At 71.1% G+C, this 12,533-nt stretch carries 10 protein-coding genes; 3 read left to right on the forward strand and 7 right to left on the reverse strand.

Going from position 1 to position 12,533, the window contains the following annotated elements; all coding sequences use genetic code 11:
- Positions 1-605: 605 nt before the first annotated feature.
- On the forward strand, positions 606-1,346 hold the full coding sequence (gene aqpZ / locus ACFFJC_RS06605; protein WP_379486706.1) for an aquaporin Z: 741 nt from the start codon (positions 606-608) through the stop codon (positions 1,344-1,346).
- A 159-nt stretch (positions 1,347-1,505) separates the two neighbouring features.
- Here the strand turns inward: aqpZ and ACFFJC_RS06610 are convergent, their stop codons facing one another.
- The 6 genes from ACFFJC_RS06610 to hutI are packed head-to-tail and all read right to left on the reverse strand — an operon-like array spanning position 1,506 to position 7,578.
- Positions 1,506-1,784: a hypothetical protein gene (locus tag ACFFJC_RS06610; protein ID WP_379486707.1), complete on the reverse strand. Its 279-nt coding sequence runs from the start codon at positions 1,782-1,784 to the stop codon at positions 1,506-1,508.
- 55 nt (positions 1,785-1,839) lie between these two features.
- Positions 1,840-2,379, reverse strand: coding sequence for a HutD/Ves family protein (locus ACFFJC_RS06615; RefSeq protein ID WP_379486708.1), 540 nt, complete (start codon positions 2,377-2,379; stop codon positions 1,840-1,842).
- Positions 2,376-4,043, reverse strand: a complete 1,668-nt coding sequence (gene hutU, locus ACFFJC_RS06620; protein ID WP_379486709.1) for a urocanate hydratase — start codon at positions 4,041-4,043, stop codon at positions 2,376-2,378. Before hutU ends, ACFFJC_RS06615 begins: the two co-directional genes overlap by 4 nt.
- A 3-nt stretch (positions 4,044-4,046) precedes the next feature.
- A complete protein-coding gene (gene hutG, locus ACFFJC_RS06625; protein ID WP_379486710.1) occupies positions 4,047-4,859 on the reverse strand; it encodes an N-formylglutamate deformylase in 813 nt (270 codons plus the stop codon).
- Positions 4,856-6,385: a histidine ammonia-lyase gene (gene hutH, locus ACFFJC_RS06630; RefSeq protein WP_379486711.1), complete on the reverse strand. Its 1,530-nt coding sequence runs from the start codon at positions 6,383-6,385 to the stop codon at positions 4,856-4,858. Before hutH ends, hutG begins: the two co-directional genes overlap by 4 nt.
- Complete coding sequence (gene hutI, locus ACFFJC_RS06635; RefSeq protein WP_379486712.1) at positions 6,382-7,578, reverse strand: imidazolonepropionase; 1,197 nt, start codon at positions 7,576-7,578, stop codon at positions 6,382-6,384. Before hutI ends, hutH begins: the two co-directional genes overlap by 4 nt.
- Before the next feature lie 121 nt (positions 7,579-7,699).
- Here hutI and ACFFJC_RS06640 point away from each other — a divergent pair, with 121 nt between their 5' ends.
- On the forward strand, positions 7,700-9,046 hold the full coding sequence (locus ACFFJC_RS06640) for a formimidoylglutamate deiminase (protein WP_379486713.1): 1,347 nt from the start codon (positions 7,700-7,702) through the stop codon (positions 9,044-9,046).
- Positions 9,047-9,048: 2 nt separating this feature from the next.
- A complete protein-coding gene (hutC, locus tag ACFFJC_RS06645; protein WP_379487203.1) occupies positions 9,049-9,759 on the forward strand; it encodes a histidine utilization transcriptional repressor HutC in 711 nt (236 codons plus the stop codon).
- 173 nt (positions 9,760-9,932) lie between these two features.
- Here the strand turns inward: hutC and ACFFJC_RS06650 are convergent, their stop codons facing one another.
- Positions 9,933-12,533: a M14 family metallopeptidase gene (locus ACFFJC_RS06650; protein WP_379486714.1), complete on the reverse strand. Its 2,601-nt coding sequence runs from the start codon at positions 12,531-12,533 to the stop codon at positions 9,933-9,935.

Below are 12,533 nucleotides of genomic sequence, written 5' to 3' on the forward strand. Positions count from 1 at the left end.
ATGGAAACCCCGGGTCACTTCTCAGTGGCAATCAACAGGAACACCTCATGACGCTGGCGAAGTATCCGCCAGTGCAGGGCGGCAAGAGCTTCGACATGTCCAACGTGGTCGAGCAGTTCATGAGCAAGGGCCACGACTGACGCTGCAAGGTGTTCGGATATTTTAATTATCCAGTGCCGCCGCGTGTCGTCTCTACGATGCGCGGAGGTGCCGCAAGGCATCTCCAGCCGCGGCGTGTGGCGGGCGATCCACCGGCGCGCCGGATGTTCCCTAAGGGCGACGATAACGCGCACTTAGCGCGCACTTAGCGTGCCGTTAACGCGCAGGCAGCGCGCGCAGCCGGGCGCGGACCGGCCGCGGCCGGCGCACCGCTGCGGGGGACGGGAGGCGCGAACGGGCCGCGAACGCCCCCCTTGGCAGGGGGAAGCGGCCCCCGGATCGCGCCCGACGCGAGGGGTCCGCCCGGCGCCCGCCCCATAGGGGTTTCCCCGATGGTCGCCCGGGGAGCAGCCCCGATGGACGCCGCGCCCGGAGGCGGACACCACGGGAGGACGGCACGGCGCCGAGCGCGCGCGCGACGGGCCGACGGTGAGGAGGAGATGGACATGCCTATCTGGCGCAGATGCCTGGCCGAATTGCTGGGGACGTTCTGGCTGGTTCTCGGAGGGTGCGGGAGCGCCGTGCTCGCGGCCGGGTTCCCGGACGTGGGGATCGGCCTGGCGGGGGTGTCGCTGGCCTTCGGGCTTACGGTGCTGACGATGGCCTATGCGATCGGACATATCTCCGGATGCCATCTCAACCCGGCGGTCACGCTCGGGCTGTGGAGCGGCAATCGCTTTCCCGCCCGCGACATCGTGCCCTATGTCGTGGCGCAGCTGGCAGGCGCCATCGCCGCGGCCTTCGTGCTGCTGCTGATCGCCAGCGGATCGCCCGACTTCGATCTCGCCGCGGCGGGGCTCGCCCAGAACGGCTTCGGGCCGGGCTCGCCGGGCCAGTACTCGCTGGCGGCGGGCATCACCGCGGAGACGGTGTTGACCTGCGGCTTCCTCCTGGTGATCCTGGGCGCGACCGACACGCGCGCACCCGCCGGCTTCTCGCCGATCGCCATCGGGCTGGCGCTGACGCTGATCCACCTCATCAGCATCCCGGTGACCAACACCTCGGTCAACCCGGCGCGCAGCACCGGGCCCGCGCTCGTTGTCGGCGGTCTGGCGCTCCAGCAGCTCTGGCTGTTCTGGGTGGCACCGCTGCTCGGCGGGGTGCTGGGCGGGCTGCTCTATCGCTTCCTGTTCGCCGAGACCTATTCGCGCCCCGAGATCACCGGCGACATGCCGGTGAAGCGGTAGGCGGCGCGCCTCGTGCGGGGGCCTTCGACAGGCTCAGGCTGAGCGGCTTGAGAGGGTGCGCATGAGCGGCTCGGAGGGGCTCGGCCGGGCGGGGGAAGGGCTGGCGCAAGCTCCCGCCGCTCATGCTGCGCTTGTCGAAGCACGCGAACCGCGCGCCGATCAGAGAGCCTCGCTCTCCGTGATCGCGGTTTCGATCATGGTGGCCCATACCGCGGCATCGCCCGACCGCGCCATCGCTTGGGACGGCTCGCGCATGGTGCGCAGGACCGCGTCGGCGCGCTCCAGGTAGGCGCGCCAGGTCTCGTCCACGCTGACCGACGCCGACGCCTCGACGCCGTCGGCGTTCGCGCTGTGGTCCAGTCCGGCCAGCGCGCGTGCGATGCGTTCGGCCAGGGCGGTGTTCGCAACATCCATCTCGATCTCCTTGTCCGGCTTCAACCGCACCGACGGGTCGCTTGTTCCCGTCGCCGGCATCGCCTTGCGGGGCTGGCGCTCAGGGGCCGACCGCGGCGAAGCTCACCGCCACCGCGGCGCCTGCCACCGGCATCGCGCGTTCCAGACGCGCGCAGTCGAGCCGCGCCATGGAGATCGGCCCGAAGCGCTGAGGCTCGGCGGCGAGCAGCAAGCCGGACGCGGGCGAGACGTCGCCTGGCCCCAGCCGTGCGACGTGCGCCGTGCAACCGGCGCGGCGGGTGATCGCGTTGAGAGCGAGGGCCGGCCCCCCAACCGGCACCCCCTCGATCGGCTCGGCCCCGTCGAACGCGAAGGGGGCGCTGGTGCGGGTGAGGCGGACCCGGGTATCCGGACCCGTGAGCGAGAGCACCCCGTCGATCACCGTCAGCACGCGGCGCATGCCGGGGAACAGCGAGAACGGACCCGGCCTCGCGATCGTGGCGAGGCTCAGGCGCCACAGGAAATCGTCCATGGCGGCGCCCGGCGGGAACACGGCGATCTCCCGCGTGGTGCCGCCGCCGTTCTTCCACGCGATCTCCGGGCCGTCGCCGGCCCGGATCACCGCCGGTGTGCCGGTCACCCGAGGATGCCCGGCAGGTCCAGCCCCTTCTCCGCCGCGCACTCGCGGGCGATCGCGTAGCCGGCATCGGCATGGCGCATGACGCCGGTCGCGGGGTCGTTCCACAGCACCCGCTCGAGCCGCGCGGCGGCTTCGGGGGTGCCGTCGGCCACGATCACCATGCCCGAGTGCTGCGAGAAGCCCATGCCCACGCCGCCGCCGTGGTGCAGCGAGACCCAGGTGGCGCCGCTGGCGGTGTTGAGCAGCGCGTTGAGCAGCGGCCAGTCCGAGACCGCGTCCGAGCCGTCCTGCATGGCCTCCGTCTCGCGGTTGGGCGAGGCGACCGAGCCGCTGTCGAGGTGGTCGCGGCCGATCACCACGGGGGCCTTGAGCTCGCCCTTGGCGACCATCTCGTTGAAGGCCAGGCCCAGGCGGTGGCGATCGCCCAGGCCCACCCAGCAGATGCGCGCAGGCAGTCCCTGGAACTGGATCTTCTCGCGCGCCATGTCGAGCCAGTTGTGCAGGTGGGCGTTGTCGGGCAGCAGTTCCTTCACCTTGGCGTCGGTCTTGTAGATGTCCTCGGGATCGCCCGAAAGCGCGGCCCAGCGGAACGGCCCGACGCCGCGGCAGAACAGCGGGCGGATGTAGGCCGGGACGAAGCCGGGGAAGTCGAAGGCGTTCTCCACGCCTTCGTCGAGCGCGACCTGGCGGATGTTGTTGCCATAGTCGGTGGTGGGCACGCCGTCCGCCTGGAAGGCGAGCATCGCGCGCACGTGCTGCGCCATCGAGGCCTTGGCAGCGGCGGCGACGACCTCGGGCTCGCGCTCGCGCCGCTCGATCCACTCGGCGACGGTCCAGCCCACAGGCAGGTAGCCGTTGACCGGATCGTGGGCGCTGGTCTGGTCGGTCAGCAGGTCGGGGCGGATGCCGCGCGCGTGGATCTCGGGCAGCAGTTCCGCCGCGTTGCCCAGCAGGCCGACCGAGACGGACCGGCCGTCGGCCCGAGCCTGGTCGAGGATGGCCATGGCCTCCTCGATGGTGCTCGCGGACGTGTCGAGGTAGCCGGTGCGCAGGCGCATCTCGATGCGGCTGGGCTGGCACTCGATCGCCAGGCACGACGCGCCCGCCATCACCGCCGCCAGCGGCTGCGCGCCGCCCATGCCGCCGAGGCCCGCGGTCAGCAGCCACTTGCCCGAAAGATTGCCGCCGTAGTGCTGGCGGCCCATTTCCACGAAGGTCTCGTAAGTGCCCTGCACGATTCCCTGCGTGCCGATGTAGATCCACGAACCGGCCGTCATCTGGCCGTACATGGCCAGCCCGCGCTTATCGAGTTCGTTGAAGTGCTCCCAGTTCGCCCAGTGCGGGACGAGGTTGGAGTTGGCGATCAGCACGCGCGGCGCATCGGCGTGGGTGCGGAACACGCCCACCGGCTTGCCGGACTGCACCAGCAGCGTCTCGTTGTCTTCCAGCCGCTGCAGCGTCTCGACGATCGTGTCGTAAGCGGCCCAGTCGCGCGCGGCGCGGCCGATGCCGCCGTAGACCACCAGCTCCTCCGGGCGCTCGGCGACGTCGGGATGCAGGTTGTTCATCAGCATGCGCAAGGGCGCTTCGGTGAGCCACGACTTGGCCGAAAGCTGCGTGCCGGTGGCGGGCTTGATGACGCGGGTGTTGTCGATACGGGACATGGGTCAGGCTTCCTGAAGAGCGAAGGCGCGGGCGGCCTCGATGATCTGGGTGAGAGTGCGGGTGAGCGCGGCGGCGCGCACGGGATCGAAGGCCGCCGGCCAGTTGCCCTCGGCGGGCACCTCGGGCTCGTCCATGTATCCGCGGATGGCGAGTTCCATCTGGATGGCGTGGACGCCCTTGTCGGGCTGGCCGTAGTGCCGGGTGGTCCAGCCGCCCCGGAACCGGCCGTCGAGGACGTGGCTGTCGTTGCTGGCCTTGCAGACCGCCTCCACCGCGGCGGCCAGGGCAGCGTCGCAGGTCGTCCCGCCGTTGGTGCCGATGTTGAACTGCGGCAGCTCCCCGTCGAACAGGCGCGGGACGCGGCTGCGGATCGAGTGGCAGTCATAGAGCACCACGCGCGGGTGCCGGGCGCGGAGCCGCTCGATCTGCGCCTGCAGCGCGGCGTGGTAGGGATCGAACCAGAGGCCGCGGCGCCGCGCGATCTCGGCCGCGTCGGGGACGGCGCCGTCATAGAGCGGCTCGCCGTCGAAGGTCGTGGTCGGGCACAGCTCGGTGGTCGCCTGGCCGGGGTAGAGCGAGGCGCCGGACGGGTCGCGGTTGAGGTCGATCACGCTGCGCGAGATGCGGGTGGCGACGAGCGTCGCGCCCATCCCGGCGGCGAAGGCGTAGAGGTCGTCGACCCACCAGTCCGCATCGCGCCGCGCCAGCCACGCGGAGCGGAACCGATCGCCCGCGTCGGCCAGCCCGGTGCCGACGTGCGGGAAGGCGAGGATGAGGGGGGCCTCGCCTTCGGTGACGGTCAGCCAGTCGCTCACGCCACACCCGGAAGATCGTCACCGGCGGATGCGAGCAGCGCACCGGTGCGGACGAGCCGGTTGGCCGCCTCCATGTCGGGGTGGAAGTGGCGGTCGTCCTGCAGCGCGGGCACCTGTTCGCGCAGGGCGGCGCGGGCAGCTTCCAGCGCAGCGCTCGAGGCGAGCGGCGCGTGGAAGTCGCAGCCCTGGGCGGCGGCGAGCAGTTCGATGCCGAGCACCGCGGTGGCGTTCTCGGCCATGTCGAGCAGGCGGCGCGCGCCGTGGGCGGCCATCGAGACGTGGTCTTCCTGGTTCGCCGACGTCGGGATCGAATCGACGCTGGCGGGATAGGCGCGCTGCTTGTTCTCGCTGACGAGCGCGGCGGCGGTCACCTGCGGGATCATGAAGCCCGAATTGAGGCCGGGGCGCGGGGTGAGGAACGCGGGCAGGCCCGAAAGCGCCGGGTCCACCAGCATGGCGATGCGGCGCTCGGCGATCGAGCCGATCTCGCAGATGGCCATGGCGATCATGTCCGCGGCGAAGGCCACCGGCTCCGCATGGAAGTTGCCGCCCGACAGCGCCTCGTCCGTCTCGGGGAAGATCAGCGGATTGTCGGAAACGCCGTTGGCCTCGATCTCCAGCGTGGTCGCGGCCTGGCGCAGCACGTCGAGCGCGGCGCCCATGACCTGCGGCTGGCAGCGCAGGCAGTAGGGATCCTGCACCCGCGCGTCGTTCTCCAGGTGGCTGGCGCGGATGGCGCTGCCGGTCATCAGGCCGCGCAGCGCGTCGGCCACCGCGATCTGGCCCGGGTGGCGGCGCAGCGTGTGGATCCGCGGGTCGAACGGGGTGTCGGAACCCTTGGCCGCCTCGGTCGACAGCGCGCCGGTGACCAGGGCGGAGCGGAACAGCAGCTCGGCCTCGAACAGCCCGGCGAGCGCGTTGGCGGTGGAGAACTGGGTGCCGTTGAGCAGCGCCAGCCCTTCCTTGGGGCCGAGCTCGAGCGGCGCCAGCCCGGCCTGGTGCAGCGCCTCGGCGGCGGGCAGGCGTGCGTCGCCCAGGAAGATCTCGCCCACGCCGATCATCGTCGCGGCCATGTGGGAGAGGGGGGCCAAGTCGCCGCTGGCGCCCACCGAGCCCTGGCAGGGCACCACCGGGGTGAGGCCGCGGGCGAGCATCGCTTCGAGCAGCGCCACCGTCTCGGACCGCACGCCCGAGGCCCCTTGCGCCAGGCTGGCGAGCTTCAGCGCCATCATCAGCCGGATCACCGGGATGGGCGAGGGCGCGCCCGTGCCGGCGGCGTGGCTGAGCACGATGTTGCGCTGGAGGGTCGCCAGGTCCTCGTCGCCGATGCGCACGCTGGCGAGCTTCCCGAACCCGGTGTTGATGCCGTAGACCGGCTCGCCCCGGGCCAGGATGCGCGCGACGGCGGCGGCGCTTTCGGCCACGCGCGGGGCGCAGGCGGGGTCCAGCGAAACGGGGGCGCCGCGATAGACGGACCGCCAGTCCGCCAGCGAAACGGCGCCGGGGACGAGCTCGATCGTGTTCATTGACCACTCCAGATGCGGGCATGGAGCGGATTGAACCCCATGCGATAGACAAGTTCGGCGGGACGTTCGACGTCCCAGATGGCAAGGTCGCAGCGCTTGCCGGCCTCCAGCGTGCCGCGGTCGCCCAGGCCGAGCGCGCGCGCGGCGTTGCGGGTGACGCCGGCCAGGCATTCGGCGACGGTGAGGCGGAACAGCGTCGCCCCCATGTTCATCACCAGCAGCAGCGACGTGAGCGGGGAGGTGCCGGGGTTGCAGTCGGTGGCCAGCGCGATCGGCACACCGGCGGCGCGCAGCTGTGCGATCGGCGGTAGCTGGGTCTCGCGCACGAAGTAGAAGGCGCCCGGCAGCAGGGTGGCGACGGTGCCCGCGGCGGCCATGGCGGCGATGCCGGCCTCGTCGAGGAATTCGAGGTGGTCGGCCGAGAGCGCGCCGTGGCGGGCGGCCAGCGCCGCGCCCGACAGGTTCGAGAGCTGCTCGGCGTGGAGCTTCACCGGCAGGCCGTGGCGCGCGGCGGCGGCGAAGATGCGCTCGGTCTGCGCGGGGGTGAAGCCGATGCCTTCGCAGAAGGCGTCCACCGCATCGGCGAGCCCCAGCGCGGCGACTTCGGCAAGCGCCTCGTCGCACAGCATGGCGACGTAGCCGTCGGGGTCGCCCGCATATTCGGGCGGCAGGGCATGCGCGCCGAGGTAGGTGGTGGCGATGTGGACGCGCCGCTCGCGGCCGAGCCGGCGCGCGGCGCGCAGCATGCGCAGCTCGGTCTCCCGGTCGAGGCCGTAGCCCGACTTCACCTCCACCGTGGTCGCGCCTTCCGCGATCAGCGCGTCGAGGCGGGGAAGCGCGGAGGCGACGAGCGCGTCCTCGCTGGCGGCGCGGGTGGCGCGCATGGTGGAGACGATCCCGCCCCCGGCGCGGGCGATCTCCTCGTAGGAGGCGCCGTCGAGGCGCATCTCGAACTCGGCCGCGCGGTCGCCGCCGTGGACCAAGTGGGTGTGGCAGTCGATCAGGCCCGGCGTGATCCAGCGGCCCCCGCAATCGACCACTCGCGCCGCCTCGAGGCGGGGCGCCGCGTCCGCGGGGCCGGCGTAGAGGATCACGCCGTCGCGGGCCGCGATCAGACCGTGCGCGACGGCGCCGAGCCCGGTGCCCGCCATCGTGGCCAGCCGGGCGCCCTTCCATACCGTGTCGCACTGCATGATGTCTTCGACCCTCGATCGCCTCGCCCTCAGTGATTGCATCGTTGCGATTTAATGTATAGACAAAAAATCGCAGGCGACGAAATTGCTGCCGGAGGGGTTTGACGCAGTGTCCAGGTCATTGTTTTTCGAACATTGTCTGCTGACCGAGGGCTGGTGCCGCGCGGTGCGGATCACGCTGGAGGCGGGGCGCATCGCCTCGGTCGAGGCGGGCGTCGCGCCGGTCCCCGAAGACGAGCGCCACGCCTGCGGCCTGCCCGGGATGCCCAACCTGCACAGCCACGCCTTCCAGCGCGGGATGGCGGGCCTGGCCGAGCGGCGCGGCCCCTCCAGCGACAGCTTCTGGACCTGGCGCGAGATCATGTACCGCTTCGTCGACCGGATGAGCCCGGACGACGTGCGCGCCATCGCCGCGATGGCCTATGTGGAGATGCTCGAAGCGGGCTTCACGCGGGTGGGCGAGTTCCACTACCTGCACCACGATCCGGACGGCCGGGCCTTCGCCGACATTGCGGAGATGAGCGGGGCGGTGCTGGCCGCGGCGGGCGAGAGCGGGATCGGCATGACCCTGCTGCCGGTGCTCTACAGCCATTCCGGCTTCGGCGCGCAGCCGCCGGCGGCCGGGCAGCGTCGCTTCGTCAACGACCTCGATGCCTATGCGCGGCTGGTCGCGGCGGCCGAGGTCCACGCCCGCGCCTTGCCCGACGCCGTGGTGGGGATCGCGCCGCACAGCCTGCGCGCGGTGTCTGCCGAGCAGCTGCGGGGGTTGGCGCCGCTGGCCCGGGACCGCCCGGTCCACATCCACATCGCCGAGCAGGTGAAGGAGGTGGAGGACTGCCTCGCCTGGAGCGGCCAGCGCCCGGTCGAATGGCTGCTCGCCCACGCCGAGGTGGACCCGCGCTGGTGCCTGGTCCACGCCACCCACATGACCGAGGCCGAGACGCTCGGCCTCGCCCGCAGCGGCGCTGTTGCCGGGCTCTGCCCCATCACCGAGGCGAACCTGGGCGACGGGCTGTTTCCGGTCGAGACCTTCCTGGAGGCCGGCGGCCGCTACGGCGTTGGCAGCGATTCCAACGTCCTGATCGACGCCGCCGAGGAACTGCGGCTGCTGGAATACGGGCAGCGGCTGAGCCGGCGCGCGCGCAACGTGATGGCGCGGGGGGCGGGCCGCTCGACCGGCGCGGACCTCTACCAAGGCGCGCTGGAGGGCGGCGCCGCGGCGCTGGGCGTCGAGGCTGGCCTCAGGGAGGGCTTGGCGGCCGACATCGTCAGCCTCGACCTCGCTCATCCCGCGCTGGTCCATCGCCAGGGTGACGCGCTGACCGACAGCTTCGTGTTCGCGGCCGGGCGCTCGGCCATTGACTGCGTCTGGCGCCATGGCGAGAAGCTGGTGAGCGCAGGCCGGCATCGCGGGCGTGACCGCGCGGTGCGGGATTACACCCGGGTACTGGAGAGACTGATCGCGTGAGAATGCCGCTGCACGAACGCATCCGGTCCGATTTCGAAGGGCGGATCCTGGGCGGCGAGCTTGCTCCCGGCGACCGGCTGCCGATCGAGCAGGACCTGATGCGCGAATACGGCTGCTCGCGCATGACCGTGAACAAGGCGCTGTCCGCGCTGGTGTCCGCAGGGCTGATCGACCGGCGCAAGCGGGCCGGAACCTTCGTGGCGCGACCCCGGGTGCATTCGATGGTGCTCGACGTGCCCGACATCGCGGCGCAAGTGCGCGAGCGGGGGCAGGACTATGCGTTCGCCCCGCTCAAGCGCACCGTGCGCGCTCCGGGCGCGGACGAGGAGGAGGTGCTGCTCGCAGGCGCAGGCCAGCTGGTGCAGATCGACGGGCTCCACCTGGTCGAAGGCGTGCCGCTGGGCATCGAGTTTCGCCTGGTGAGCGCGGCGGCGGTGCCCGAGATCGTCGGTGCCGACCTTGCCACCGTGCCGCCGGGCACCTGGCTGCTCCAGCATGTGCCGTGGACCGAGGCGGAGACGCGCATCTCGGCCGTGGGCGCGATGGGTGACGAGGCGGAATGGCTCGGCGTGGCGCCAGGCGCACCGTGCCTGTGCGTCGAGCGCCGGACCTGGCGCGGGGCGGAGCGCATCACCTATGTGCGCCAGCTGTTCCTGGGCGATGCCTACGACATGGTGGCCCGCTTCGGCCCCGGCGCCTCGGGGCGGTCGTAAGGCCGCGTCGCGGGATAGCGCGGTCTGCCCCTCCACCCCCGACTTCGTCGGCGGTCCCCCTCCCCATCGCTTCGCGACGAGGAGGATTTTTTCCGATCCTTTCCGTCACGAAGCGAGGGAGGAACTTCTCGCGAAAAAGAAGGGCGCCGCGATCGCGGCGCCCTCAGGATGGGTCACTTGCCCGCGCTCTCCGGGTAGAGCGTGTTGAACAGCAGCTTGTAGGCGCCGTGCGACTGGGCGCGCCACTGCGGGCGGAAGCCGTAGAGGTAGACCTTGCCCTTGCCGTACTCGACCATGACCGCCGCGGCCTTGCCCTGGATCGCTTCGGGGTGGAGCAGGACGCCGCTGCGCAGCGGATTGCCGGTGGGGGCGTAGGAGGCCAGCACCTCGCCCTTGAACCCGGCCTTGGTCTCGAACGCGGGACCGCGCTCGAACATCACGATCGGGTCGAGCGGCATCCCCGCCGCCACCTTCGTGCCCGGAGCCAGGTTCACCTGGAGCAGCGCGCCCGAGCAGAAGAAGAAGTCCGCCTTGGCGTCCTTGAGGATGTTCGTCACCGGCAGGTCGAACAGGTCGATGACCGCGTCGGAGGCATTGTTCAGCGCCACCAGCGTGCCGCCGTTCCGGACGAAGTCCTTGAGCTTGCGGGCACCGTCCTCGCCGATACCGCCCGCGTAGGGGGCGGGCATCTGGTTGGGGCTGAACCCGTCCATCAGCGAGGCCAGCGGGCCCTTGTACTTGGATTCGAAGTCGGCGGCAGGCGCGGTGTCACCCGGGCGTGACTTGGAGGGCGCCGACAGGTCGGGCAGGATGATCGTGTCGTACTTGCCGGCAAGGCCCGCCTTGACATCGGCGTTGTACAGGGTCTTGGGGCCGAACTGGTACTGCTCGAGCAGCCAGCGCGTCCACCCCTCGTCGATGTTCGACCCCCAGGGGCGATAGAGCGCGACGCGGCCCTTGCGCACGGCCTCGCCGGCGGGCGCCGTGGCGGCCGCGGTGACCGAGACGCTGTACTGCGCCGCGATCGTGTTCATGGCGGCGGGCGCGATGCCGGTCAGCGCGATCTGCTCCCCGCTCCAGCTCGCCTTGGCGCCCGCCGCCAGGGCGGCGTTCAGCACGCGGTAGCTGTTGTTGACCCGCCGATCGACCAGGAAGGTCGAACCCGTCCCGGTCACCCCGCCCGCAGGCGGGGTCGCGGCGGGCACCCGCGCGAGCGCGCCGCGCAGGGCCGCGTCGAGCGGCTGCTCGATCCGGTCCACCCGCACGCCCATCTGCATGGGCAGCGTCCAGCCGGTGACGTCGTAGGGCAGGTCGGCCGGGTTGCCGTCGCCGCCGAGGATGGCGTCGGGGTACTTCTGCGCCTCGAACAGCTCGGGGGCGAGACCGGCGAAGGGCTGGTCCATGGGGATGACCCAGCTGCCCGCCGGATAGCTCTTGCCGCCGATGGTGGCGGGGGCGGACGTCTGCATCACTTCCAGGCCGTGCGCGATCATCAGCTGCGCCAGCGAGGCGGCCTCGGGCGCGTCGGTCTGTCCCGCCGGGATCACGTAGGCGGACGGGCCGTCCTTGGCCGCCGCGGCGATCGTGTCGCGACCGGCCTGGTAGCGGTTGTACAGGAGCGTCTCGCGGTACTTCTGGGCGGTCTCCAGCACCGACATGGATGCGGTGAGCATGTAGTCGACCGAGTCCCTCAGGTGCCACTCGCCGCCCTTCCACGGGTGCGGGTACATGATCTGCGCCTTCAGGTCCTGCTGGGACTTGGGGAAGTCCGACACCTTCCAGGTCTTGGGAGTGGCGCTGTCGTGCGCGGTCTCGGTGAAGAACGAGATCGTGTTGCGGAAGACGTGGATGTAGTCGAGGAAGCCGGGGAACCAGTTGTCGAACCGGGCCTGCGCGATGGCGCCGGGCTTACCCTCGGCCTCCATGCGGGTCATGATGTTGGTGCCGATGGCGTTGGTCCAGATCCGCATGTACGGGCTGATGTTGGACGAGACGGGATCGGCGAAGGGCGGCACCCAGATGCGCGCGGGGAACGGCGCGACCTGGTGCTGGCTGTACCAGATCACCGGCGCGTATTCCTGCTCCTGCGCGTTGACGACCTGGCTCTCCTTCATGTTGAGCATGTAGCCGTCGCGGTTGTTGTCGTGGCCGACGTACTCCTGGTAGAGCCAGGGCGTGCGGCTGGTCTCCCACCGGGTGCCGCGCTGCTTGCGGTACCAGTCGACCACCATGTCCTGCCCGTCGGGGTTGAGCGTGGGCCACAGGACGAGGATGACGTTCTTGAGGATGCCGTCCACCTCGGCGTCGTTCTTCGCCGAGAGCAGCTTGTGCGCCAGCGCCAGCGGCAGCTGGTGGTCGGAGACTTCGCTGGCGTGCATGCCGCCGTCGATGTGGACGATGATCGGGCTTTGCGCGGCGAGCGTCTTCGCTTCGGCGTCGGTCAGCCCGCGGGCGTCGCCCAGGCGCTTGGAGATGGCCTTGTACTTGTCGAAGTTGGCGATGTTCTCGGGGCTGGAGATGACCGCGTAGACGTAGGTCCTGCCTTGCGTCGTCTTCCCGCTCTCGAACAGCTTGATCCGGTCCGACGCCTTGGCGAGCGCCTGGAAGTAGCGGACCGAATCCTCGTAGTTGGCGAGGTAGTAGTCCTCGCCGACCTCGTGGCCGAGCACGTCCTTGGTGCTCGGGACGCTCTGGGCGAGCGCCGGGGCGCAGAGCCCCAGCGCCGAGGCGGCCATCAGGACGCGCGCGAGGCGCGCCGACTTGTGCGTTTTCAT

This window comes from Novosphingobium soli (assembly GCF_042432915.1).
GTDB classification, from domain to species: domain Bacteria; phylum Pseudomonadota; class Alphaproteobacteria; order Sphingomonadales; family Sphingomonadaceae; genus Novosphingobium; species Novosphingobium soli.